The 25,374-nt window shown below is 45.2% G+C and carries 21 protein-coding genes; 11 read left to right on the forward strand and 10 right to left on the reverse strand.

Features of this window, described 5'->3' with window-relative positions; genetic code table 11:
* Positions 1-69: 69 nt before the first annotated feature.
* Entirely contained in the window at positions 70-435 is a 366-nt protein-coding gene (locus AC07NA_RS24720; RefSeq protein WP_494900604.1) for a helix-turn-helix domain-containing protein, read from the forward strand.
* 583 nt (positions 436-1,018) lie between these two features.
* On the opposite strand, the gene acs is transcribed toward AC07NA_RS24720, so the two are convergent.
* On the reverse strand, positions 1,019-2,920 hold the full coding sequence (acs, locus tag AC07NA_RS24725; protein WP_494900605.1) for an acetate--CoA ligase: 1,902 nt from the start codon (positions 2,918-2,920) through the stop codon (positions 1,019-1,021).
* Positions 2,921-3,142: 222 nt separating this feature from the next.
* Here acs and rpmB point away from each other — a divergent pair, with 222 nt between their 5' ends.
* From rpmB to AC07NA_RS24760, 7 genes are all read left to right on the forward strand, one after another.
* Positions 3,143-3,376 (forward strand): 50S ribosomal protein L28, encoded by a 234-nt coding sequence (gene rpmB, locus AC07NA_RS24730; protein WP_345214331.1) that lies wholly within the window; start codon positions 3,143-3,145, stop codon positions 3,374-3,376.
* 84 nt (positions 3,377-3,460) lie between these two features.
* Entirely contained in the window at positions 3,461-3,643 is a 183-nt protein-coding gene (rpmG, locus tag AC07NA_RS24735) for a 50S ribosomal protein L33 (protein ID WP_345214332.1), read from the forward strand.
* Positions 3,644-3,715: 72 nt separating this feature from the next.
* The gene (locus tag AC07NA_RS24740) at positions 3,716-3,877 is read left to right on the forward strand and encodes a DUF4295 domain-containing protein (RefSeq protein ID WP_345214333.1); all 162 of its coding nucleotides are present in this window, start codon (positions 3,716-3,718) and stop codon (positions 3,875-3,877) included.
* Between the two features lie 204 nt (positions 3,878-4,081).
* Positions 4,082-5,047 (forward strand): signal recognition particle-docking protein FtsY, encoded by a 966-nt coding sequence (gene ftsY / locus AC07NA_RS24745; protein ID WP_494900606.1) that lies wholly within the window; start codon positions 4,082-4,084, stop codon positions 5,045-5,047.
* Between the two features lie 110 nt (positions 5,048-5,157).
* A complete protein-coding gene (gene rimO, locus AC07NA_RS24750) occupies positions 5,158-6,492 on the forward strand; it encodes a 30S ribosomal protein S12 methylthiotransferase RimO (RefSeq protein WP_494900608.1) in 1,335 nt (444 codons plus the stop codon).
* Positions 6,493-6,537: 45 nt separating this feature from the next.
* The gene (gene bshC / locus AC07NA_RS24755) at positions 6,538-8,139 is read left to right on the forward strand and encodes a bacillithiol biosynthesis cysteine-adding enzyme BshC (RefSeq protein WP_494900609.1); all 1,602 of its coding nucleotides are present in this window, start codon (positions 6,538-6,540) and stop codon (positions 8,137-8,139) included.
* Between the two features lie 2 nt (positions 8,140-8,141).
* On the forward strand, positions 8,142-8,678 hold the full coding sequence (locus AC07NA_RS24760) for an RBBP9/YdeN family alpha/beta hydrolase (RefSeq protein ID WP_494900610.1): 537 nt from the start codon (positions 8,142-8,144) through the stop codon (positions 8,676-8,678).
* Between the two features lie 33 nt (positions 8,679-8,711).
* On the opposite strand, the gene AC07NA_RS24765 is transcribed toward AC07NA_RS24760, so the two are convergent.
* From AC07NA_RS24765 to AC07NA_RS24790, 6 genes are all read right to left on the reverse strand, one after another.
* Positions 8,712-9,032, reverse strand: coding sequence for a DUF6686 family protein (locus tag AC07NA_RS24765; protein WP_494900612.1), 321 nt, complete (start codon positions 9,030-9,032; stop codon positions 8,712-8,714).
* A gap of 813 nt (positions 9,033-9,845) precedes the next feature.
* On the reverse strand, positions 9,846-10,940 hold the full coding sequence (lepB, locus tag AC07NA_RS24770) for a signal peptidase I (RefSeq protein ID WP_494900613.1): 1,095 nt from the start codon (positions 10,938-10,940) through the stop codon (positions 9,846-9,848).
* A gap of 23 nt (positions 10,941-10,963) precedes the next feature.
* A complete protein-coding gene (gene dapB / locus AC07NA_RS24775; RefSeq protein WP_494900615.1) occupies positions 10,964-11,710 on the reverse strand; it encodes a 4-hydroxy-tetrahydrodipicolinate reductase in 747 nt (248 codons plus the stop codon).
* A gap of 44 nt (positions 11,711-11,754) precedes the next feature.
* Positions 11,755-12,471, reverse strand: coding sequence for a DUF5683 domain-containing protein (locus AC07NA_RS24780; RefSeq protein WP_494900617.1), 717 nt, complete (start codon positions 12,469-12,471; stop codon positions 11,755-11,757).
* Between the two features lie 2 nt (positions 12,472-12,473).
* A complete protein-coding gene (locus AC07NA_RS24785; protein ID WP_494900619.1) occupies positions 12,474-13,382 on the reverse strand; it encodes a ParB/RepB/Spo0J family partition protein in 909 nt (302 codons plus the stop codon).
* A gap of 3 nt (positions 13,383-13,385) precedes the next feature.
* The gene (locus AC07NA_RS24790) at positions 13,386-14,189 is read right to left on the reverse strand and encodes a ParA family protein (RefSeq protein WP_494900621.1); all 804 of its coding nucleotides are present in this window, start codon (positions 14,187-14,189) and stop codon (positions 13,386-13,388) included.
* 285 nt (positions 14,190-14,474) lie between these two features.
* Here AC07NA_RS24790 and AC07NA_RS24795 point away from each other — a divergent pair, with 285 nt between their 5' ends.
* A complete protein-coding gene (locus tag AC07NA_RS24795; RefSeq protein ID WP_494900623.1) occupies positions 14,475-14,996 on the forward strand; it encodes an NADPH-dependent FMN reductase in 522 nt (173 codons plus the stop codon).
* Here AC07NA_RS24795 and AC07NA_RS24800 read toward each other — a convergent pair.
* The 3 genes from AC07NA_RS24800 to AC07NA_RS24810 form a co-directional block, all read right to left on the reverse strand.
* Positions 14,993-16,951, reverse strand: a complete 1,959-nt coding sequence (locus AC07NA_RS24800) for a T9SS type B sorting domain-containing protein (protein WP_494900625.1) — start codon at positions 16,949-16,951, stop codon at positions 14,993-14,995. The genes AC07NA_RS24795 and AC07NA_RS24800 overlap by 4 nt on opposite strands.
* Positions 16,952-17,047: 96 nt before the next feature.
* Positions 17,048-18,970 carry a T9SS type B sorting domain-containing protein gene (locus AC07NA_RS24805; protein WP_494900627.1) on the reverse strand — a complete coding sequence of 641 codons (1,923 nt, stop codon included), beginning with the start codon at positions 18,968-18,970 and terminating at the stop codon, positions 17,048-17,050.
* A gap of 558 nt (positions 18,971-19,528) precedes the next feature.
* Entirely contained in the window at positions 19,529-21,475 is a 1,947-nt protein-coding gene (locus tag AC07NA_RS24810; RefSeq protein WP_494900655.1) for a T9SS type B sorting domain-containing protein, read from the reverse strand.
* Between the two features lie 151 nt (positions 21,476-21,626).
* On the opposite strand from AC07NA_RS24810, the gene AC07NA_RS24815 reads away from it, so the two are divergent.
* Positions 21,627-22,949 carry a PQQ-dependent sugar dehydrogenase gene (locus AC07NA_RS24815; RefSeq protein ID WP_494900629.1) on the forward strand — a complete coding sequence of 441 codons (1,323 nt, stop codon included), beginning with the start codon at positions 21,627-21,629 and terminating at the stop codon, positions 22,947-22,949.
* 71 nt (positions 22,950-23,020) lie between these two features.
* Positions 23,021-25,090, forward strand: a complete 2,070-nt coding sequence (locus AC07NA_RS24820) for a TonB-dependent receptor (protein WP_494900631.1) — start codon at positions 23,021-23,023, stop codon at positions 25,088-25,090.
* Positions 25,091-25,374 lie beyond the last annotated feature (284 nt).

Consider the following 25,374-nt stretch of genomic DNA (forward strand, 5'->3'; position numbering starts at 1 on the left):
TAATACAGCTTCATTTTTTGTACATTGGTTATGTTAATTATAACATTGCTCCAGAATTTTTACATAGCCATGCAACAACCAACCTTAGGCAAAAAGATTGTGAAACTTAGAAAAGCTAAGGGCTTAACACAGGAAGAACTTGTAGAAAAATGCAACTTAAGCGTACGTACCCTGCAACGGATAGAAGCCGGGGAAGTAACGCCAAGGAGCTATACGATAAAGTTGATCTTTACAGCTCTTGGTCATGATGTTTACAATACATCGCCGGGATGGACAATTGGTGAAACAAGGGATACGATTCGCGATAGTATCTTAAAATTCTATCATTTCATAACCGATCTGTTTAATCTAAAAACCAACGCAATGAAAAAATTAACAATCTTGTCTGTCTTCTTTTCAATCCTTTGTGCCATTGTATTTTCGGCATGCCTTTGAAGCCGTTGGAGGGCCGGGCTACGCGCAGTACATGGATGGAAAAATAGGAACCTTTAAATATAAACTTACAGATTCGCTATTGTACCTAAAAGGAAATGGTTATGATGAAGTTTGGAAGAAGGTGAAATAAAACATTTTTAAAGCATTGACAACTTTTAAAAAGTTGTCAATGCTTATCATGTTTATGTATATCTCTTATTGTCATGCTGAGCGTAGCGAAGGATCTATCACTTACTGATTTCTTCGTTAGGAATGTTTCTGCTATTATTATCGTCAGTGGATCTTCTTTTTTCTTTTCTCTCAAAAGAAAAAAGAACCAAAAAAGATACTGAGCGTAGCGACCTCATGAACGCTTTAAAAAAACAAACAACAGTGAATAACGTCGCGGCTGCGCAAGGAACTTTGAATGTTTGTGTGTGGGCAGGGCTTGTGCTACCCGTTCCTTACGATGCCGCATTTTTTCGGTTATTAAGAGGCAGTGCGTTTGCATGGCGTTGAATAGGCAAGCATTGACAACTTTTTAAAAGTTGTCAATGCTAAAACGAAACTATCTTGTCTCCTGATTCTCTATTCTTGACTCTACTTACAGAGCTCCTGCCTTAATTTCATCTACCACAGCAGGGTCAAGTAAAGTTGAGGTATCGCCCAGGTTGGTGGTATCGCCTTCGGCAATCTTCCTTAATATGCGGCGCATAATTTTGCCCGAACGTGTTTTTGGCAAGCCTGTTACAAACTGAATTTTATCCGGTTTGGCTATCGGGCCTATAATACGCGATACCGTCATGATGATATCCTTGCGGGTAAGTTCTTCGTCGCCATGTTTATCCGGACTAACTACGTAAGCATATACGCCCTGACCTTTAATATCATGCGGGTAACCAACCACTGCCGATTCAACCACACTGCTGTGCATATTAATGGCATTTTCTACCTCGGCAGTACCAATACGGTGACCGGATACGTTCAGCACGTCATCCACACGGCCGGTAATGCGGTAATAACCGTCGTTGTCGCGCAGGCAGCCGTCGCCGGTAAAATATTGGTTTTCGTAAGTAGCAAAATAAGTAGTTCGGCAGCGCTCGTGATCGCCGTAAGTGGTGCGTAGCATACCCGGCCACGGGAACTTGATACACAGGTTTCCGCTTACGCCATTACCTTCAATTTCAATGCCGTTCTCGTCAACCAATACAGGTTGCACGCCCGGCAGCGGCAAGGTAGCGTAGCCCGGTTTGGTTGGGGTAACGCCCGCTATAGGCGATATCATAATACCGCCGGTTTCAGTTTGCCACCAGGTATCAACAATAGGGCATTTATTTTTGCCTATGTTATCATCAAACCAGTGCCAGGCTTCTTCATTAATAGGCTCGCCTACCGAACCTAATTTTTTAAGCGTGCTCAAATCCTTATTATTCACCTGATCGAGCCCGAAGCTCATTAGCGAACGAATAGCGGTTGGCGCGGTGTACAGGATATTTACTTTATGCTTATCAACAATCTCCCAGAAACGACCGCAATCCGGCCAGGTAGGGATGCCCTCAAACATCACCGTGGTTGCCCCTTGCGATAGCGGACCGTAAACTATGTAAGAATGACCGGTGATCCAGCCGATATCAGCCGTACAAAAATAAACCTCGCCGCGCTCGTATTGAAAAACGTTGGCAAAGGTATAGCCCGCGTAAACCATATAACCACCGCAGGTATGTACCACCCCCTTAGGCTTACCGGTTGAGCCCGATGTATACAAAATGAACAGCATATCTTCAGCGTCCATTTCTTCGGCAGGGCAATCGGGGTTGCCTTGAGTTTCTACCTTTTTAATTTCGTCTTCCCACCAAACATCGCGGCCTTTTATCATCGATACCGGCGTATGGCTGCGGGTAAGTACAATTACTTTTTTAACAGTTGGGCATTGTACCAGGGCATCATCTATTACACTCTTCAGCGGAATTTCTTTCGGCCCACGCTGGCTGCCGTCGGTAGTAATTACCAGGGCGCAGGTGGCATCATTTATCCTATCGGCAATTGACTGGGCCGAAAACCCGCCGAATACCACCGAATGGATGGCGCCGATACGGGCGCAGGCCAATACGGCAATAGCCAGCTCGGGTACCATCGGCATATAAATACAAATACGGTCGCCTTTTTTAGCGCCGTTGTTTTTAAGCACATTGGCAAACTGGCAAACTTTATCGTGCAGTTGTTTATAGGTAAGCACGCGGTGATCCTCATGCGGATCATTAGGCTCCCATACAATGGCAGGCACATCGCCATGTTTTTCGAGGTGGCGGTCGAGGCAGTTTTCGGTAATGTTCAGCTTGGCGCCATCAAACCATTTAATACTTGGCTCTCTGAAATTCCACTGCAAAACATTGTCCCATTTCTTTTTCCATTGAAAATTATCGGCAATGCCGGCCCAAAATTCTTCGGGTTTTTCAACGCTTTGTTTATAAACTTGCTGGTACTGTTCAAATGATGTTATCTTCATCAAAGTAATTTTTGTTAGTATAATTGGTAAAATACAGGCTGTGATAAATAAAAATTGGCCTCAAATAATCAGTTTATGCCTCCTAAAATACAGTTTTTAACCACTGTGGTTTTACATAATGAAAAGATTTTCAATTTTTTTGCTCATGGTATTGTCTATTTCACTAAAAAACCTGATATTTGCACTCCTCATTAAATCGAGGAAGTAATAAATAGATTTGTCATGTCAAGAATTTGTGATTTAACAGGAAAAGGATACATGAACGGTAATAGTGTTTCAAACTCAAACGCTAAGACTAAACGTAAATTTTATCCTAACTTAAAACTAAAGAAGTTTTATATCCCTGAAGAAGATAAATGGATAACCTTAAAGGTATCTACTTCAGCAGTTAAAACTATCAGCAAGAACGGTATAACTGCTTGTATCAATAAATTTGTAAAAAAGGGATACATTTAATAGATAGTTGAAATATACGGATTATAAGATGCATGTAATTGCGCCTTGTAGTTTGTAATATACAACTTACAACATAAAAAAATTATGGCTAAGAAAGGTAACAGAGTTCAGGTTATACTTGAGTGTACTGAACATAAAGGAAGCGGCCTGCCAGGCATGTCTCGCTACATTACTACCAAGAACAAGAAAAACACAACTGAAAGGTTAGAGTTAAAGAAATTTAACCCTGTACTTAGAAAAGTAACTGTTCATAAAGAAATTAAATAATAACTGTTGCTATTGCAGTTTGCGGTTTTAATTAACTGTATAATCACAATCACAACTTTACAATATTAGATTATGGCAAAGAAAGTAGTTGCAACCCTGAAAACAGGTAAAGGCAAAGAATATTCAAAAGTGATCACCGCTGTTAAATCACCAAAAACAGGTGCTTACACTTTCAAAGAACTGATTGTGCACAACGATCACGTTAAGGACGCTATTAACGACGCTAAAGCTTAATAATAGTTCGTTCCGTTACAAAAATACCGAAGCCGTCTTGTATCACAACGAGAGGGCTTTTTTTGTTGAGCCCGATCTTGCATGGTATACAAACAAGCAGCTATGCGGCCACGTTGTTTATTTTATGACGTGTACAAGCATATTACCTGTTTGCATATCGGTACATTTGCATTAAGCACATTATACATCTGCATATTATAGTTTATGGGATTATTTGATTTCTTTAAGAAAAAAGAGAACACCGAGCAGGAGCAGCAAGCACTTGATACCGGTCTTGAAAAAACGAAAGACAGTTTTTTTTCGAAGATAACCAAAGCCATTGCCGGTAAATCAACCGTTGATGACGATGTGCTTGATGAACTGGAAGAGGTACTGGTAACATCAGACGTTGGCGTAACCACTACCCTCAAAATTATTGAGCGTATACAAGAGCGTGTTGCCCGCGATAAATATGTAAGCACTACCGAGCTTAACGGTTTGCTGCGCGATGAAATTCAAAAGCTGCTTGCCGAAAACAACAGCAACGATTTCAACAATTTTGAATACGGCAGCCACAAGCCTTATGTAATAATGGTAGTGGGTGTAAATGGTGTGGGTAAAACCACCACCATTGGTAAACTGGCGCATAAGCTTAAGCAAGCAGGCAACAAGGTAGTGTTAGGCGCGGCCGATACCTTCCGCGCGGCGGCGGTTGACCAGATACAGCTTTGGGGCGAACGTGTGGGTGTAAAAGTGGTAGCACAGCCCATGGGCAGCGACCCGGCATCGGTAGCTTTTGATACCCTGCGTTCGGCAGTGGCCAATGGCGATGATGTGGCTATTATTGATACCGCAGGCCGTTTACACAATAAAGTAGGCCTGATGAACGAGCTTACCAAAATTAAAAATGTGATGCAAAAGGTAGTACCCGGCGCACCGCACGAAATTTTGCTGGTGCTTGACGCTTCAACCGGCCAAAACGCCATTGAGCAATGCAAGCAGTTTACCGAAGCTACAGCGGTTAATGCCCTGGCGCTAACCAAGCTCGATGGCACAGCCAAAGGCGGTGTGGTAATAGGTATATCAGATCAGTTTAAGATCCCGGTAAAATACATAGGTGTAGGCGAAGGTGTGGATCATTTACAGCTTTTCGACAGGAAAGCGTTTGTGGATTCGTTATTTAAAGACTAAATTAAGATAACAATATAAAGAGCGTCATTGCGAGGAACGAAGCAATCTTTACGAGTGTTTATAACATAGTTTAGAGATTGCTTCGTTCCTCGCAATGACGGGGTTGAGGTATGAGGACAAAAGAAATTAACCAGGTAAAAAAGATTGCAAAACCGCGTGTGAACGTGGTTACTTTGGGCTGCTCAAAAAACATCTACGATTCGGAGATTTTGATGGGCCAGCTGAAGGGCAATAGCTTTGATGTTGTGCACGAGGCTGATAAAGTGGGTAAGGATGATATCATCGTAATTAACACCTGTGGTTTTATTGATAATGCCAAGCAGGAATCTATCGATACGATTTTACAATACAGCCAGCTGAAAGAAGAGGGCAAGGTAGGTAAGGTTATCGTAACAGGTTGCTTGTCTGAAAGGTACAAACCCGAACTGGAAGCCGAAATTACCAATGTTGATGCCTACTTCGGCACTAACGATCTGCAAAATATATTACACAGCGTTGGCGCTAATTACCGCCACGAACTGATCGGCGAGCGTTTGCTCACTACACCTTCGCACTTTGCTTACTTTAAAATTGCCGAAGGCTGTAACCGTCCGTGTTCGTTTTGCGCTATTCCGTTAATGCGGGGCAAGCACCTTTCGCAACCTATTGATCAATTGGTAAACAATGCCAAAAACCTGGTTAAGAACGGCACTAAAGAACTGATACTGATAGCGCAGGACCTTACCTATTACGGACTGGACCTGTACGGTAAACGTAACCTGGATGAATTGATTCGCCGCTTGAGCGATGTGAATGGCGTGGAATGGATCAGGTTGCAATACGCTTATCCTTCCGGGTTCCCGATGGAGGTGCTGGATGTGATGAACGAGCGCGAGAACGTTTGCAAATACCTGGATATGCCATTGCAGCACATCAGCGATGACATGCTGAAATCAATGCGCCGTGGTATCACCAAACAAAAAACAATCGACCTGGTAGATGCTATCCGCGATAAAGTGCCAAACATCGCTTTGCGTACTACGCTGATCACCGGTTACCCGGGCGAAACCGAGCAGGATTTTGAAGAGATGCAGCAATGGGTAGAAGATACCCGTTTTGATCGATTAGGCTGCTTCACTTACTCTCACGAAGAAAAAACGCATGCCCATTCACTGGTGGATGATGTACCTGAAGAGGTAAAACAAGAACGCGCCGATGCCATAATGGAAATACAACAGGGTATCTCTTTTGATAAGAACCAGGAGAAAATTGGCAATACTTATAAAGTACTGGTTGATAAAAAAGATGGCGATTACTTTGTTGGCCGTACCGAATATGATTCGCCCGAGGTAGATAACGAGGTGCTGATTAATGCCGCACTTGACTATGCAACTGTTGGCAGCTTTGTAAACGTGAAAATTGACAAAGCAGAGGACTTTGATCTTTATGGACGGATTGTAAAATAATTTTAAGTTGCTGAACTTTTGGCCTAATGCTTTACATTTGGGGCAATGGATGCTAACTGTATCAGCTATAAGGATACCGGGTATTTTTCCCAAACCGTTATTGATTACCTGGATGACGCACCGGAACTGAGGGCTTTTTACAGCCACAGGCCGGACATGAAAGGCTTTGAGGCTTTGCTGCAAAACAAAAAAGTAGCAGCAAATCGCGATGTTTTGGCACAGGTACTGCACGATCAATATTTTAAAGGTGCCGAGCCTACTACCCAATATTCGGGTTTGGTGCAGCAAAATATTGAACTGCTAAAACAAGCCGACACTTACACTATTACAACCGGTCACCAGCTTAATATTTTCGCGGGGCCGTTGTATTTCCTTTATAAAATAGTTACCGCCATTAAACTGGCGCGTCAGCTAAAAACCCAGTTCCCCGATAAAGATTTTGTACCGGTATACTGGATGGCCTCTGAAGACCATGACTTTGCCGAAATAAATTACACCAACATCGGCGGTAAAAAGGTACACTGGTGGTACGAGGCATCGGGTGCTACAGGGCGTATTAATCCCGATACTATTCGCCAGGCGCTTAACCAGTACAAAGGCGTTTTAGGCATGGAGGGCAATGCTCCGGAACTCGCCGAGATTGTAGAAACTACCTATACCAAGTTTGATAAACTGGCAGATGCTACCCGCTATTTGGTAGACGCCTTGTTTGGTCAGTATGGCTTGGTGATCATCGATGCCGACGATCATCGTTTTAAAGAGCACTTCGCCCCTATCATCGAGCGTGATATTATCGAGCAAAACAGCTTTAAAAACATTACCGAAACCAATGCCAAACTGCATCAGTTAGGTGTGCATATACAGGTTAATCCGCGGGAGATCAATTTCTTTTACCTGCTGGATGGCTTGCGCGAGCGTATCGTATTTGAGAACGACAGCTACAATGTGCTCAATACCGAGATCAGCTTTACCGAAGCAGAACTGAAACAGGAAATCGGCACTTATCCCGAAAGGTTTAGCCCGAACGTGGTGATACGCCCACTGTACCAGGAATGTATTTTACCAAACATTGCCTACGTAGGCGGTGGCGCCGAAGTGGTGTACTGGCTGGAGTTGAAATCGAATTTCGACCTGTATAATGTTGATTTCCCTATCCTGATCTTGCGCAACTCCGGCCTGGTGATCCCTAAAGATTACGCGGCCAAAATAAAACGCATGGAGATCAAACCGGCCGATCTGTTTAAAACTACCGACGAGATCAAAAACCTGTGGGTAAAAAAGAACAGTCAGCATAACCTTACCTTAAAAGAAGAATGGCGCGAACTGCAAGCCGTTTTCGAAAAGATAAAGTTAAGGGCTTATAAAATAGACAGCACCCTTGCCCCCTCTGCCGAGGCGGTGAAAGCTCGTTTAGAGCACGCCATCGGCAACCTCGAAAAGAAACTGGTACGGGCTGAAAAGAAGAACTATCCAACCCGGTTAGAGCAAATTGAGCAGATAAAAGCTGCCCTGTTCCCTAAAGATAGCTTGCAGGAACGCAGTGAGAACTTCGGTTTGTTCTATGTAAAATGGGGACAATCATTCATTGATGAACTGATAGATAATTTTGAACCACTCGATTTTAAGTTCACCGTGTTATCCGAATAACGATGGCGTTTAAATCAAGCATCCTCATTGTACCCGGCTTAGGCAATTCAGGTCCGCAGCATTGGCAAAGCATCTGGCAACAGCAATATAATTTCGCCCGTGTAGAACAGCAGGATTGGGAAACACCCGTTCGCACCGATTGGGTAGAAACGCTTAACAATGCCGTAAGCCAGCACAATCCTCAAGATGTGATACTGGTAGGCCATAGCTTAGCCTGCACCACCATAGCCTATTGGGCACAAAAGTTCAACATTAAAATAAAGGGCGCTTTACTGGTAGCTCCAAGCGATACAGAAGCAGATACCTACCCTGTCGGTACCACAGGTTTTTCGCCTGTCCCCCTAATTAAGCTGCCATTCAAATCAATAGTAGTAACCAGCACCGATGATTATTATGTAAATTTTGAACGGGCTATGCTCTTCGCCGATGCCTGGGGAAGCGAGCTGATAAACATTGGCGAAGCCGGCCACATCAACGTAAGCTCCGGGTTTGGCGATTGGGAATATGGAATAGAACTATTAAAGCGATTGGATCAATAAGCAGATCAGCCTATTGTTAAAATAATACCTGATTTACTTATCAATCAGCATATAAACCTCGCGCATGTAGAGGGCTTCATCCATGGCATGCCTGAAGCTGTGCCACTCATCAACACTAAAGGTAAAATTGATATCGCGGTTGGGTGTGCGTAATATAATGCGTTCGGTACCGTCGGGGAAAGGATAGGTTAGTTCTTCATAATCTACCTCTTCGGTAAAATTACGGAAGGCCTCAAACTGGTCGTACTCAAAGCTTAGCATCAGGTTATGATGCCATATATAAATCACCGAGCAACATTTGCAATAACTTATTACCGCCGAAGCTTTTTTAGTTAAAACTATCGTTTCGCACATAATATTTATTTAGACCAATTATAAATAACAAAGATATTATCTATTTTTATAATTCAAAGGGATTTGTAAGAAATTGTTGCTCTTTAGGATCAAGGTTCGGGGTTTCAGGTTCCGGTATGGGTGGATGCTGTCGCGGGTTTAGTGTAGCGTAACTCGTGATTTATGCATGGCGTAGTGAGCTTTCAGATTACTAAAAAGATATTGTACAGCGGCGGGACGCCGCGTAATAGCGGTCGCTCGGCCAGAGCCGGAGCGACTGAGAGGGGGGGCAAAAGTCTTTTCTCCGTCAGCAAACAGCTTCGGGCGAAAACGGGCAGAACGCTGGAGGCCAAAAGCGTAAAGGCGGGCATAGTGAACTTGTTGCATGTGGTAGGCAATGAGCGGCAGGGCAAAAGTTCCAGCCCGAAGTTCTGATCGTTTTGCGGGGCATGGCCAAGTGCGGCAAAGAAGCCTCTTGCTGGACAAGGGTTTTGTTACTTTTGCCCTCAAAAGTAATGGGGCACTGCGCCCAAGAGCAGACTAAGGTTGATCAAAGCACAAGCCAAACCTAAGTAGAGATTGCTTCGTTCCTACCCATTACGTGTTTAAAAAATTCTTATAAAATGGGTCATCCTGAGCTTGTCAAAGGATCGTGCGCAGAGCCTTTACCCACGCACCCTTCGACAAGCTCAGGGTGACAGGCTATACGCGTCGTTTCACCTTTATAGTTCCCGGATTTTAAAACGCAATGACGCGAGTTTAAGCACTTAGTTTACAAAACAAAAAAAAGCCTGCCAATCGGCAAGCTTTTCAAATACTATATATGAGGTAAAATTACTTTACCCCTCTGAACAACCTGCTCCAGCGAATTTTGCTGAAGAAGCTGCCGTTATCATCCCAGCTCATCCATATAAACAGGGCTTTACCCACAATATGATCTTCCGGAACAAAGCCCCAATAGCGTGAATCGGCAGAATCATGGCGGTTATCGCCCATCATCCAGTAATAATTCATTTTGAAGGTGTAGCTATCGGTCTTTTTACCATTGATGGTGATCTCGTTGCCGTTCACCTCCACCTTATTGCCTTCGTATACCTCTATAGCGCGTTTGTAAACCGGGATAGTCAGACTATCCAGTTTTACAGTCCAGCCCGTTTTAGGGATGATGATAGGACCGTAATTGTCTGCATTCCAACCCCAGTGAGCATCCTGTGGAAAAACCGGGTAATTTTCCGGTATACCCTTAGGGCGTATTGATGGCACAACGCTTTTAATTCCCGCTGTTGCCTTCACTCCCTGCGCCGATGCAGGTGTCATGGTGGTAGTACCATCACCGTTATAGTCGGATATGTTAAATTGCCTGTTCAGTAAGGGGTTGTAGCTTGTACCGTCGGTGGTTGATATTACATAATCAATTTGCCCTTCCGGTGGGTTTGGCGCTGCTTTACCATTTACATATACCTGCGCGTCAACCACACTTAAAGTATCGCCGGGCGCACCCTGGCAACGTTTAATATAGTTCTCGCGTTTATCAACCGGGCGGGATAACGGTGCATCGGCATCCATAGGGTAATTGAATACCACTACGTCGCCTTTTTTAACATCGCTAAAACCCGGTAAACGGTAATATGGCAATTTAATACCATCCCAGTAAGCTTTGGTGCCTGTTATAGGCATGGTATGGTGCGCAAACGGGAATGCTACAGGCGTCATCGGTAAGCGCGCGCCATAGTTAACCTTGCTCACAAATAAGAAGTCGCCTACTAATAACGAGCGCTCCATTGATGGGGTTGGTATGGTGTAAGCCTCAATAAACAGGGTGCGTATCAGCGTAGCGGCAATAACCGCGAAGATGATGGCATCGGTCCACTCACGGGCGGCACTCTTTTTCTTGGCAGGATTTTTTTTTCTCCAGAATCTCCAGTTCATTATAAATGTATGTTGGCAGCAAATTAAATGCTGAAGTTAAACATATCGGCAACGGTATAAAACCCTTTCTTATCTTTTAACCACTCGGCGGCAAGCACGGCGCCCAAAGCAAAACCATTACGGTTATGCGCGGTATGCTTAAACTCTATGGTATCAATCTCCGAATCGTAAATAACGGTATGCGTACCCGGTACGCTCTCAATACGGTGCGATTCTATCAGCAGTTGATCGGCGCGCAGGTTGTCTTCCGCAGGAGTATCAGCTATTAAAATATTGGCCCATTCTTTCTTAGTATCAATGTTATCAATTATCCCTTCGGCAATGGTAATAGCGGTACCGCTCGGCGAATCGAGCTTTTGGGTGTGGTGTATCTCTTCTACCTGCACATCATAGTACGGGTAATTGTTCATTATTTTGGCAAGCACTTCGTTCACCTTAAAAAAGATGTTTACGCCTACGCTATAGTTAGAGGCATACATCAACGTGTTGTTGCCGGCCTCGCATTGCGCCTTCAATTCGGGAATGTGCTCGTACCACCCTGTAGTACCTATAACGATAGGTACACCCGCGTTAAAGCAATGCTGAATATTAGTTAATACTGATGATGGGGTTGAAAATTCAATAACGGCATCTGCCTTTTGCAGGTTTTCGGTAGTAAGCTCGTGCTGGTTGTTGTAATCTATTTTAAGTACAATTTCATGCTTACGGTCAAGGGCTATCTTTTCAATGATCTTACCCATTTTACCGTAACCTAATAATGCAATTTTCATCAGAATATATTTTTGTGCAAGTTATTGATAATACTGAGATATTATCAAAACGTAAAGGTAAGTTTTATGCCCGGGATATAAGTACTGTTAATATTACTGGCATACATGGGCTGGTTTATCAAACCGGGTGTTATACGTATGGACAAATCTTCATCCATCGTATACGAGTGCATAAACTTGGCATCAATATAGGCATCAACCATTTGTATACCCCAGGCACCTAAAATACCCAGTATACTTAAATCGCGGTTACGCCGGTAGCCATCTACATAGCTCTCAATATTTGTTTGGGTGATAGATGAGTAATCCTGATAGGCCTGGTAGTATTTATCACCCGGATTAGGTGCTTCTCCCCTACGCCTGTATTTGGCCACGGCCAAAAACTCCGAATAGTACTTTTGATTGAATATCACTGCCGAACCTAACAACCCCAGGCCGGTATATACGATAGGCACTTTCCACCATTTACGGTTATAGGCCTGCCCCCAGCCGGGTACCATTAGCGAACGCATTACCGCCTTGTGTGGGCTGTGCGTGCTATCCGGGTGATATTTGCTTTTAGTGGTTTCCTGCGGTTTAAACGCTACTGATGGTTTGGTTTCCTTTTTTGGCTTTTCGCTTTTCTCACCGGTATCTGCCTTTTTTGCGGGCACGGTATCGACAGCTGCCTTTTCCGAAACAGCGGTGCTATCGGTAGTTTGCGCTTTCGCGGCAAAACCGGCTACGGTTAATAAAAAAATTATCAGCAGGTGTTTAAGCATTTTTACCAATCCAGCATTTCAAGTATCCGGTTCAGGTCATCTTCTGATAAAAATGGTATCTCGATGCTTCCTTTACCTTGTGGGTTTACCTTAAGTTTAACTTGTGTGCTAAACTTTGAGGCCAGTTCGTCCTGTATTTTTTGTACCTGGAAGGATAATGGCTCGGGTTGTTTACCCTCTTTTTTCACGGTGTTTCGCTGCATATCCCTCACCATTTCTTCCGCTTTACGAACGGATAAATCGTGCTGGATAATATACTGATGAAAAAATATTTGTTTTGTCGGATCGTCAACGCCAATTAATGCCTTCGCATGCCCCATGGTAATTACCCCATCGCGCAGCGATGCCTGTATAGCAGGCGGCAACTTTAACAAACGCAGGTAGTTGGTAACGGTAGAGCGGTTTTTGCTCACACGTTCGCCCAGTTCTTCCTGCTTCAGGCTGCACTCGTCAATCATCCGCTGAAAGCTCAGGGCTACCTCAATAGCATTCAGGTTTTCGCGCTGAATGTTTTCAATAAGCGCCATCTCCAGCATTTGCTGGTCGTTAGCGGTACGTATGTAAGCCGGTATATCTTTTAAACCAGCCATTTTTGAAGCGCGCAAACGGCGCTCGCCCGATATAAGCTGGTAATGATTATTATTTACCTTACGTACGGTAATGGGCTGTATCAGCCCCTGTTTCTTTATCGAATCTGATAATTCGGCCAGTGCCTGCTCATCAAACTCGGTGCGTGGCTGAAAGGGATTAACCTCAATCTGCTCTATCTTTATCTCGTTAACCGAACCCAGGTCGTTTACCTCGGGCTGCTGCGAAGCTTGTGTATTCTTATTATAAGGCAGTACATCAACAGAATCGTTTAACAGTGCACCTAATCCTTTACCCAGGGCTTTTCTTTTCTCTGCACTCATTTATTATACTGTTGCTGTAGTTTGCGCTAATTCGCTTTTTACTAATCCGTTCTTACTGATGATTTCGCGTGCCAGGTTCAAATAATTGATAGCGCCTTTACAATTAGCATCGTGCATAATTACCGATACGCCAAAGCTTGGCGCTTCGCTTAAACGGGTGTTACGCTGTATAATGGTATCAAAAACCATATCCTCAAAATGCGTGCGCACCTCTTCAACCACCTGGTTTGACAGGCGAAGCCTTACATCATACATCGTTAACAATATACCCTCAATTGCCAGCGTGGTGTTCAGGCGCGATTGTACAATTTTTATGGTGTTCAGCAATTTACCTAAACCCTCTAACGCGAAATACTCGCACTGTACCGGTATAATTACCGAATCGGCAGCGGTAAGGGCGTTAATGGTGATCAAACCTAATGATGGCGAGCAATCAATGATGATAAAATCGTACTCATCTTTAACGCTCTCCAATACCTGCTTCATTTTATACTCGCGGCCGCTCAGGTTGATCATCTCAATTTCGGCACCCACCAGGTCGATATGCGCCGGTAAAAGATCTAAATTAGGGGTATCGGTTTTCTGGATAGCCTCATGCGGGTCTATCTGGTTAATGATACACTCGTATATGCTATTCTTTATATTACGCGGATCAAAACCTATACCCGAGGTTGAATTTGCCTGGGGATCGGCATCAACCAATAATGTTTTATATTCTAATACGGCTAAACTTGCAGCCAAATTAATTGATGATGTAGTTTTACCCACGCCACCCTTTTGATTGGCCAGTGCAATAATTTTACTCATTCTATATATTTATTTTATCACAGACTTATAATAACGAAGAATAGGCTCAGAAATTTCTACCTTCGTACGGTTTTTTACCGGACGCTAAGATACGCAATAAAATTGTACCGAAATCCACAGTAAATGCCAACTTACAAACAATAATTACCTGCTTGGGTTAGCTATTGATTTGCTGAATGAATGAATTACCCGGATGTGAGTTCCACACTTACGATAACCATATCAACGTTTAAATTTATTCAGTCACGTTATCAATGCGGCAGTAATTCAATAATTTAAAAGCAAATGGTTACCATCATATCATCAACCAACCGGCCGGGCAGCTCAACGCTTAAAGTGGCAAAATACCTGCAAAAAAGGTTAAGCGCCAAAGGTACCGAAGCCGGGATCTTATCACTGGCCGATCTGCCTTGTTCTATCTCCGTTACCGACCTTTACGGGCAGCGCAGCGAAGAGTTTAAACCGATACAGGAAATGATCACCAAAACCGATAAATTTTTGTTTGTGATACCTGAATATAACGGCAGTTTTCCCGGTATATTGAAGATATTTATTGATGCCTGCGATTTTCCGGATAGCTTTTACGAAAAAAAGGCAGCGCTGGTAGGCATATCATCGGGTAAGTACGGCAACATTCGCGGTATCGACCATTTTACGGGCGTATGCCACTACCTGCACCTGAATGTGATGCCGCTGAAAATTCATATTTCAGCCATTAAAAAAGAGCTAAATGCCGACGGTGATTTCTTTGAGGCCGATACCGTTCGCTTTACCGAAGAACAACTGGATAAATTCATTAAATTTTAACGTACAATCAGCACCCAGCCTGTACGTTTGGGCATTTTATTGTTAAGGTCGATCATATAATAATAGCTGCCTGCGGGTAATGGCGTGCCGTTGTAAGTACCATTCCAGGGTTTGCTGTAGCCAACGCTGCGATATACCTGCTGCCCGTAACGGTTAAATACCGTAGTTACACTTTGCGGCAAGGTGACCAATGCATCAATACTCCAAAAATCATTAACTCCATCGCCATTGGGCGAGAAGGTATTGGGGATATCCACCCTATGAAAAACCCTTACCAGCACACTCGCGGTATCAGTACCGCAGGGGCCGCTTAGCGTAAGTGTATACTTTATATTTTCGCGCGGACTGGCCGTGGGCGTTAACGAATACGGATCATCCAAATCCATCGGGGTAGACCAGCTAAAGCCCGTCACATCTCCCGATACAACAGCACCATCCAGTTTCACGGATTGCCCCTCATAAATAGCCTGGTACGATGTGAGACTTACAACCGGTTTGTTCAGCACATTTATAGTAACAGTGGAAATACTGCTGCATGCTCCTTTATCGGCTACTACCCTATAGGTGGTAGTTTCGGTGGGGGTAACTGTAGGGTTGGCAATATTAACATCGCTGATGCCGCCCCCGCTTGTGGATGCCGACCAATGATAATTCGCGCCGCCTGTAGCTGTTAATTGTGTAGATTCACCCAAGCAGATCTCCATGTTTGCTGCTATGGCCGATACTGTAATTTTAGGATCTACCTGCACCGTAACCGGTACTTTGGGGCCAATGCAGCCCGCCGTCATGGCTTCGGCATAATAAGTTCCGGCCTGGTTAAGTGCTATATCTGTAAATGTAAGGTTTGCATCGGTACTAAATATAGGATTGGCAATTCCCGGCCCAGTCCATCGGTATTGCTCACCTCCGCTGGCTGTAAGGGTTAAGGCGCTGCCCTCACAAACTGCCGCGGGTGTGGTTACTACAGCCACAGGCAGAGGACGTACGGTAAGTGTATTTACTCCCGAATACACCCTGCAATTAAGTGAGCCGATATTGCCAGTACGCGCCAATGCTACACGGTATTGGTATATCCCGGCAGATAAATTTGTAGGCGTTTGATAAATGGCCGTATTGGTATTTGGTATATCAACCCAGGCATTGTTCTCAAGCCTTTGCCATTGCCTTTCGGTATACCCGGCAGAAACGCCACCTACGGTTAAAGGCACCTGCGTATTGCAAACGCTCCGGGTAATGTTCTGGTCGCTGCCGTCAAAACCGGTAACTATATTGGGCCCGCACGCTCTGAAGGTAATATCATCCAGTAAAAAATCGTTACCGGCACCGCCCGGCGCTTTGTTGGTGATCCTTAATATTACTGTAACTTCATTTGCACCTGTGGTAAAAGTTTTTGAAAAAGGCAGCCACTGCGGTGTGGGTGTGGGCATAATACTACCGGTAGATAATCCATCTGTTAACAAAGCGCCATCTGTTGTTTCGATAGAAAACAACAGATCAGGTTGATTGTTCCCCGCTGCAGTAGTGATGAGATTTAATACATAGGCCTGAAACTGGTAAGTGGTATTCGGGCAAAGTGGGCCTATCTTCTTAACAAAAAAAGTACTTTCGTCATAAGATGCATTAATGATCATCATGCGCCCATCCGGCCGCGAAGGTATAGTATGATCTTGTGTTACATTATGCCATGCGCCGGGATGACACGTTGGATCAACGCTATTTACGATACTGTATTCGCCATGTCTGTTAAATCTATCTTCTGGACAAGAATTGGAAGTATAAGAAATTTCCAACACCTCTCCATCGGGCAGCGCCCCGCCAGGCTGGGGGCCATAGCCAAAGTCTTCCGTTACTACCGGGTCGCCAAAACTGCCTGTACAATCGCTCTGCGCGGATGCATCAATAGTGCAAAACGCAAACAGCGCAAACAATAACAGTTTGGTAATTAGTACACGCATTAAATAGGGGGAGGTTAAGCGCTGAAAGATAATTACATTATCAGCAATATCAAAATGGCAGTTAAGCAATTACAGCTATATTCAATCTGCCTGAAACTACCTCACGATCAATACCCAACCCGTTTGCCTTGGCGATTTACTATGCGGGTCGATAATATAATAATAAGTTCCGCCCGGTAACTGGTAACCGTTATATGAGCCGCTCCACGGGCGGGCGTAGCCTGTGCTGCGAAATACCTCCTGCCCGTAACGGTTATATACCGTGGTAACACTATTGGGGTAGGTAGCCAGGCCGGGGATATTCCAGTAATCGTTAATGCCATCGCCATTGGGCGAAAAACTATTGGGTACCTTTATTTTGTTATACACTTTAATAAACACACCCGCGGTATCGGGCTCACAACGGCCGCTTACGTGCAGCACATAGCGGGTATCAGTAAGCGGACTGGCAATAGGTGTAAGCGAGTTGGGATTATCCAGATAGAGCGCCGGTGTCCAGTAAAACCTATTCACATCGCCGGCGGTGCCGCCGGTTAGGGTTATGAACTGTCCTTCGTTCATCTCAATGGTGCCGGGTACTATGGCCTTCGCGTTTTTAATTATCTTAATGGTTACCGTTCTTGTTTCGGTACAGGCACCGTTGTCTATAGTAACTGTGTAAGGGGTAGTCTCATTTAATACCGCCACCGGATTAGGAATATTATCGGCACTTAACCCTGTTGATGGCGTCCATTTATAATTAATACCCCCTGTTGCCTCCAGCGCTACAGGCACACCCTCGCAAACTTCCACATCACTGGTAATAGTCGCTATAATTTTAGGCTTTACATCTATTTCAACGGTGGTTTCGTCACCGGGGCAGCCATCCGTCATGGCTTGTACGGAATAAGTACCACCCTGCGCAAAGGTAATGTTGGGGATGGTCAGGTTAGGATCGGCCTTAAATACCGGCGATGTTATCCCCGGCCCCGACCACTTATATTGTGTACCGCCCGATGCCGTAAGGGTTACATTACTGCCTTCGCACACAGGCGGCTGATTAAAGGGCGGAACCACCGGCCGGGCCTTTACATTCAGTGTAATAATATCCGAGTAAATGCGGCATTGCAGCGCATCGAGGTTGTTGGTTTTTGCTACAGCAACCCGGTATTGGTACATCCCGGCAGGTAAATTATCGGGGGTGAAATACTTATCACTGTTTTCGCCTCGGTTCTCGCCTTTTATATCAACCCAGGTTTCACCTTCTAAACGTTGCCATTGGCGGTCGGGATAATTAGCAGTAGTGCTTACTATTAAGGGGAATACAGAATTTTCACCCACACAAATGTTTTTCTGGCTGGGTGTAGCGGCCTCATCAAAAACTGAATTTATCTCCGGTCCGCAGGCTCGAAAAGTAATATCATCTAAAATAAGATCATTTCCACCTCCTCCCGGGGCATCATTATACATTTCAACTATCACATTACTCACGTTCCCCGGCACCAAAAATGTTGTAGAAATTTCCTGAAACTCCGCGGTGGCAGTAGGGCCAATAACTTGAGATACCCTCTTTATAAGTGTACCATCAGTTGACTTTATATCTAATCTTATAATTGGATGGAGACCTCCTCTACCAAGGGGTATAAGATCTAATACAAAAAAAGAAAATTTATAGGTAGTACCCGAACAAAGGTTGGGAGCTGCCTGGGTAAAAAAAATATCTTCATGCTCCGCAGCATTAATTTGCATCATGTTTCCGCCCGGTATATGAACTCCATTTCTATCTGTAGAGTGATCCTGAAAAACAGCGTGCCAGCTTCCTTCTTTACAAGTGGTTGATTTCACAATGGCATACTCCCCATCTTCAGGACAGCTTGCAACATACCTCATGTTTGTTTGCTGCGTACTTAGTGGCGCGGATGAACCGTTGCCAAATGTTTCTTCAATTACCGGATCGCCAAAGTTGCCTGTACAAACCTGTGCCGATACTTTGCCGGTACAAATAACAAAAAACAAACAAAATAGTAACCGTATGATCAATAAGCGCATTTAAATTCAGGAAAGCAGGTTTATTACTTTGCAGCGGCGGTTAAGGTAATCACATTTAAGGCAAAATCAAAATGCTAAACCATACTGTTTTAACAATTTAGCAGGGGATGAAAATAACGTTTAGCCTCACCCAACCCTCTCCTTTGGAGAGGGCTTTAGGAAACCTCCTTCCCGTCAGCAAACAGCTTCGGGCGAAAGCGGGCAGAACTTTGGTGGCCAAGAGCGTAAGGGCGGGCATAGGAACTTGTTGCATGTGGGTGGGAAATGAGCGACGGGGCAAAAGTTCCAGCCCCAAGTTCTGTTCGTTTTGCAGGGTAAGGCTTTGTGCGGCAAAGAAGCCTTTTGCTGGACAAGGGTTTTGTTACTTTTGCCCTCAAAAGTAATGGGGCACTGCGCCCAAGAGCAGACGGACGGTGATACTTGCACAAGCGAAACCTAAGTAAAGATTGCTTCGTACCTCGCAATGACGATTGTAATAGAAACGAGCTAAAACGCGATGTGATTGCCTCATGTCTCGCAATGACAAAATCCTGATTATCTAATAAAAAACTACCGCAAAACCATCACCCAACCCGTTATTTTAGGCTTATTGCTTTTCAAATCGATAATGTAGAAATACGCGCCGGGCATAAGTGTGGTGCCATTGTAGGTGCCGTTCCATGGGCGACTGTAACCTACGCTTCTGAATACCTCCTGCCCGTAACGGTTATACACCGTGGTTACTCCCTGTGGAAAGGTAAATAAGCCGTCAATCTTCCATTCGTCGTTAATGCCATCGCCATTGGGCGAAAACGCGTTGGGTGGTACTATCTTTTTAAATACATGCACAAACGTACTTAGCGGTGCTTCGTTACCGGTGCAGGGGCCAACAAGATTTAGCGTGTAGATAATATTATCGGGCGGAGTAGCTACCGGGTGCAATGCGCGTGGATTATCGAGATAGGTTGATGGTGTCCAGTAATATTCAGTAATATCGCCCGATATGGTTGCATCCAGCGTTACCGATTGCCCTTCCGATATTTCCTTTATCGGTGTAACCACACCCCTCGGTATCTTGAGCACATTTACTGTCACCTCGTAACTTGCCGAACAGGCATCGTTACTAATGGTTACCGTGTAGGTGGTGGTATCGGTTGGCGATGCTACCGGGTTTTGCGCATGCGGGTTGTTCAAACCCACCACCGGCGACCAGCTATAGGTATAATTATCACTAACATCCCCACCTGTTTGCGTGGCCGATAAGGCTACCGATTCGCCTTCGCAAATAGGGTCGACCGCGGCAACGCTCGCGCTGAACTGCCGCTTAACCTTTATTGGCAGCAGCACAGCTTCGCCTAAACAACCCGACGCGGTTTTTGCCTGTACCTTGTAAATCCCGCTATTTTGTACGGTGGCATTTTCAATGGTAAAAACCGGATCGGTTTGCTCCACTGTTTGTCCGTTAGGTTTGGTAAACACATAAGCCGGGGCGCCCGATGCAGTAATGATGATGCCGCTGCCCTCACAATACACAGGTACAGAGGAGGCATTTATCCTGGGTGGCAAGGTTAAAATATTGGGGCTCGAATACGTTCGGCAATATACCGAACCTATATTGGCATCGTTGGTAACCGCTACACGGTATTGATATTCTCCTGCTGCCATACCGTTGCCGGTATTTATGGTGAGCTTGTCGTTTGTTTCGCCTGCAATATCTATCCAGGTATTATTAACCAGGCGCTGCCACTGGTAATTGCGGTAACCCACCGGGGCCGATGCCGACATGTAATAGGTTTTATCATAATCAGCACAAATGGGCTGCCCCTCTACCGATGGGATATCGAACCCCGTTGAAACCGCCGGGCTGCAGGCTCTGAAGCTGATATCATCCAACGCCAGATCATTACCGGCATCGCCATTAGCATTGTTAGATATTTTTACCACCACGCTGGTAGTTAAAACGCGGGTGGTAAAAAGTGCCCTTATCGGGTGCCATTTACCATCTACGGGTATATCACCGGCAGCATAAGGAACCATGAGGTCTTGCCCGTCGGGAGTTTGTACCTGTAAAAGAAGATTAGGCTTAACGAGATTGGTAAAGCCCGGTTTTACCAGGTTAATTACCCAAACCTCAAACTGATAAGTTGTGCCGGGGCAAAGTTGTTGATCTTTAGTGGGCTGCATGTAAAATACGCCCGGTGCCGCGTTTGCCGCTACCATCAGCATATTGCTGTTTGATGCAGGATCCATTTCATAGGTATGGTCGTGATCAAGCGTTAGCCAAACACCCTCATAACAATTGCTGGTACGTTTGGCCAGGCGATACGCGCCGTTATAAAGGCATTCCTCCTGGGTGTATTCATAAGTGGTAACATCAGCGCCGAGAGGTTTATCTACATCGAACGACTCTTGCAGCACCGCGTCGCCGAGGTTGCCGGTACAGCTTTGGGCATAACTGTTCACCGCCGCAACAGCCATTATCACGCACATCATCAACCGGGTGACCAATACTCGCATCAAGACCAAAAAAAATGTGGTTTAAACTTCAATTAAGCAAGTTAGACACATTTGATACAATAACAAAGCTGGTCACATAATGAACAATGATACATTGTTGCAAACAAATATTTTATCATACAGTTAAACTATCTACAAAACATATACTAATATGAAAACGCGATATATTGCATGCCTGTTTGCTGCCGGTTTATTGGCTGCCGGTTGTGGCGGTAAAAAGAAAAACGCCAACTACAACAAAAGCGATACGGTTGAAAATAAAAGTAACCAACAGGTAAAACTGCCTGCGCCTTATGCTACCAAATCGGTAACCAACTACAGTAATGTAATTGGCTGGCCTGCGGGTAAAATGCCCACAGCACCTGAAGGTTTTACAGTTAGCTTGTTTGCCGATAGCCTGCGCAATCCACGTAATATATATGTTGCCCCTAACGGGGATATTTTTGTATCAGAAGCCAATACCGAAGCCAAGGGTGTTAAAAAAGTCGGCGCGGCAATAACAGGGGTTAATAAATCGCAAAACCTGGGCAAAAGCGCCAATGATATATTATTGTTCAGAGATACCAGCGGCGATGGAAAGCCCGACCTGAAAACGGTTTTCCTGAGTGGCTTAAACCAGCCTTACGGTATTTTAGTTGTGGGCGATTGGTTTTATATAGCTAATACCGATGGCTTGTGGCGCTATCCGTATAAAACAGGCCAAACCAAAATAGCGGGCATAGGTAAACGGATATTAAAACTGCCTGCCGGGGGCTACAATAACCACTGGACCCGCAACTTGTTGGCCGCTAAAGATGGCAGCAAGATCTATATATCGGTAGGTTCGGGCAGTAACGTGGGCGAGCATGGCATGGCCAATGAGAAACGCCGCGCCAATATATTAGTGATCAACCCCGATGGTACCGGCGAAAAGATATATGCCGCCGGTTTACGCAACCCGGTTGGTACCGATTTTGAACCGACCACAGGTAAATTATATACCGTAGTGAACGAGCGCGACAAACTGGGCGATGACCTGGTGCCCGACTACTTGACAGGTGTAAAAGAAGGTGGCTTTTATGGCTGGCCTTATGCTTATTTCGGCAAACATGCCGACCCTGTACTTAAGGGTGCTAATAACGATATGGTAAACAAAACCCTGGTGCCCGATTTGGCGCTTGGCCCGCATACCGCTTCGTTAGGTTTGGCCTTTTATACCGGCGATAAATTCCCGGCGAAGTATAAGGGCGGTGCGTTTATCGGTCAGCATGGTTCGTGGAACAGATCGAAACTGGTAGGATATAAAGTGATATACGCCCCATTTGCCAATGGCAAACCAACCGGTAAAACAGAAGATTTCCTGGCCGGCTTTATCGCTAACCTGGAGAAGAACGAAGTATACGGCCGCCCGGTTGATGTAGCAGTGCTTAAAGATGGCTCGATACTGGTATCTGACGATGCCTCGAACCGCCTGTGGCGCGTGGCAGCCAATTAATTACATTCTTACAAAATGAAGATAGTCCTTTAATTTTTAAAGGACTATTTTTGTTGATATCCCCATCACAAGTGCAAAAAATCTACCTTACCATTTTCCTGTTATCAGCCTGCTTAACAACATCGGCACAAACCAACAAAACTTTGAAAGCCGACACGGGCGCTTTAAAGGGAGTAACCATTCGTGGTTATCTATCGTCCGAGCAGCCTGTAATTACCGCGCCTGCATCGGTAGGGGTTATCGGCGCAAGCCAGCTGCAAAGGCAGCCTGATAATTCTTTCATCCCGGCACTGAACACCTTACCGGGCATACGTGCCGAAGAGCGTACACCGGGCAGTTACCGCCTATCGATAAGGGGGAGCTTGCTCCGCTCGCCGTTTGGGGTGCGTAATATTAAAATGTATTATGATGAAATGCCGCTTACCGATGCCGGGGGCAACACCTACCTCAACGCCATTGATGTAAGCAGTATACAAAATATAGAGGTACTGAAAGGGCCCGATGGTAGTTTGTTCGGCGCTAATTCGGGAGGTGTGGTATTGTTAAACCCGTTGAGCCAAAGCAGTGAAGATTACCTATCGGCCGGGATAAACGCGGGTTCGTATGGCTTGTTTCACCAAAAGGCAGGCTTGCAAAAAACGGTGGGCAATTACACGCTCAATCTTAACCAGGCTTATCAAAGCTACGGCGGTTACCGCGATCACAGCTATATGTACCGCCACTTTGTAAATATGGCCAACCGGTTTAAGTACGCGGGCAATAATGAGCTGCGTGCCTTGCTCTTTTACTCCGACCTTAACTACCAAACTCCCGGCGGCCTCACCGAAGCACAGCGCGATGCCAACCCGAAAGCCGCACGCCCGTCAACTGCCGTAGTGCCGGGTGCATTGGCGCAAAAGATAGGCATTCAGCAAAAAATGTATTATGGCGGCCTGGTGAATGAATGGCATTTGAACAATCGGATCCGCAATGTGGCTACCGTTTTTGGTAACCATGTTGATTTTGCCAATCCCTTCATCACCAATTACGAGCAGCGCAGCGAAAATACTTATGGTCTGCGTACTTACTTTGAGCTGAACGGCATCCCGAAGCAAAACCTCGACTGGAAGCTGAACCTCGGCGTGGAGTGGCAGCAAACCAACGCGCATATTCGCAACTATGATAACAACGGTGGCGAACGCGGTAAAGAGCAGGCGCTCGACCAGATCAATACCAACCAGCATTTTATATTTACCCGCTGTGCCGCCACGTTTTATAAACGCTGGCAACTGGAAGCGGCCCTTAGCTTAAATTACTATCAGTATAAATTCAAAAACGAATTTCCGCTTAACCAAACCGGGTTTAACAAGCAAAGCTTTGATCCGCAGTTGATGCCGCGGGTGGCGTTGTCGTACAGCGTTACCAACAATTTCGTGTGGAGGGCATCGGTAAGTCGCGGGTACTCTACCCCCACCATTGCCGAAGTGCGCCCTACCAACAACATAGTAAACACCGACCTTACCGCTGAATATGGCTGGAATTACGAAACCGGTTTCAGGCTGCGCAATAAGGATGAAAGTACGTTTTTGGATGCTTCTGTTTTTTACTACCGTCTGCAAAATGCCATTGTGGTACGCAAACTGGCCAACGAAACCGAATATTACACCAATGCGGGCGGCACCAATCAGCCGGGTTTTGAATTGTATTTCAGCAGCAGGCTGTACAGGCAAACTACCGGTTTTGTACGCGGTGTGCAATTCAATACTTCATATACATTCAGCAAATTTACATTCAGAGATTACTCCGATGCCACAACAAATTACTCGGGCAAGCAGCTAACGGGGGTACCCCGTAACGTAGTGGTAAGTAGTATACAGTTAAGAATGCCGCAAAATGTATCGCTGTTTGTACAGCATAATTTTACCGACAGACTGCCCCTTAACTATGGCAACACCGCCTTTGCCCCTCATTATCATTTGCTACAGGCAAAAGCCAGCTGGCAGATACTAACAGGCAAAACTCGTTTAGAAATATTCGCCGGAGCCGACAACCTGCTGAACCAAAAATACAGCCTCGGCAATGATTTAAACGCCGTAGGCAACCGCTACTATAACCCTGCGCCTATGCGTAATTTTAATACGGGAGTAGGGGTTGTGTTGTAGGTTGTGGGTTGTAAGTTGTGAGGTTTCAGGGGTGAGGTTCGGGGGGGGTATTGAGGCTCTTTAAACTTTGTTGGTATGCGGCGGGACGCCGTGTAATAGTTGCCACTTGGCCGGAGCCAAGCGGCTGCGGTGTGGGCGGTAGGCCTTCCATTATTCAAAATCACAGACCTGAATAACCGACAAAAATGCGACATCGTAAATCATATTTTCAATTCTCCGTCAGCAAAGAAGCTTCGGGCGAAAGCGGGCAGAACGTTGCGGGCCACGAGCGCGAAGGCGGGCAT

The sequence above is a fragment of the Mucilaginibacter sp. GW821-FHT07G05 genome, assembly GCF_059418565.1.

Coding starts and splice junctions, on each gene's coding strand:
- AC07NA_RS24720 (WP_494900604.1), top strand. CDS start 70: ATGCAACAACCAACCTTAGGCAAAAAGATTGTGAAACTTAGAAAAGCT.
- acs (WP_494900605.1), bottom strand. CDS start 2,920: ATGAAGATAACATCATTTGAACAGTACCAGCAAGTTTATAAACAAAGC.
- rpmB (WP_345214331.1), top strand. CDS start 3,143: ATGTCAAGAATTTGTGATTTAACAGGAAAAGGATACATGAACGGTAAT.
- rpmG (WP_345214332.1), top strand. CDS start 3,461: ATGGCTAAGAAAGGTAACAGAGTTCAGGTTATACTTGAGTGTACTGAA.
- AC07NA_RS24740 (WP_345214333.1), top strand. CDS start 3,716: ATGGCAAAGAAAGTAGTTGCAACCCTGAAAACAGGTAAAGGCAAAGAA.
- ftsY (WP_494900606.1), top strand. CDS start 4,082: ATGGGATTATTTGATTTCTTTAAGAAAAAAGAGAACACCGAGCAGGAG.
- rimO (WP_494900608.1), top strand. CDS start 5,158: ATGAGGACAAAAGAAATTAACCAGGTAAAAAAGATTGCAAAACCGCGT.
- bshC (WP_494900609.1), top strand. CDS start 6,538: ATGGATGCTAACTGTATCAGCTATAAGGATACCGGGTATTTTTCCCAA.
- AC07NA_RS24760 (WP_494900610.1), top strand. CDS start 8,142: ATGGCGTTTAAATCAAGCATCCTCATTGTACCCGGCTTAGGCAATTCA.
- AC07NA_RS24765 (WP_494900612.1), bottom strand. CDS start 9,032: ATGTGCGAAACGATAGTTTTAACTAAAAAAGCTTCGGCGGTAATAAGT.
- lepB (WP_494900613.1), bottom strand. CDS start 10,940: ATGAACTGGAGATTCTGGAGAAAAAAAAATCCTGCCAAGAAAAAGAGT.
- dapB (WP_494900615.1), bottom strand. CDS start 11,710: ATGAAAATTGCATTATTAGGTTACGGTAAAATGGGTAAGATCATTGAA.
- AC07NA_RS24780 (WP_494900617.1), bottom strand. CDS start 12,471: ATGCTTAAACACCTGCTGATAATTTTTTTATTAACCGTAGCCGGTTTT.
- AC07NA_RS24785 (WP_494900619.1), bottom strand. CDS start 13,382: ATGAGTGCAGAGAAAAGAAAAGCCCTGGGTAAAGGATTAGGTGCACTG.
- AC07NA_RS24790 (WP_494900621.1), bottom strand. CDS start 14,189: ATGAGTAAAATTATTGCACTGGCCAATCAAAAGGGTGGCGTGGGTAAA.
- AC07NA_RS24795 (WP_494900623.1), top strand. CDS start 14,475: ATGGTTACCATCATATCATCAACCAACCGGCCGGGCAGCTCAACGCTT.
- AC07NA_RS24800 (WP_494900625.1), bottom strand. CDS start 16,951: ATGCGTGTACTAATTACCAAACTGTTATTGTTTGCGCTGTTTGCGTTT.
- AC07NA_RS24810 (WP_494900655.1), bottom strand. CDS start 21,475: ATGCGAGTATTGGTCACCCGGTTGATGATGTGCGTGATAATGGCTGTT.
- AC07NA_RS24815 (WP_494900629.1), top strand. CDS start 21,627: ATGAAAACGCGATATATTGCATGCCTGTTTGCTGCCGGTTTATTGGCT.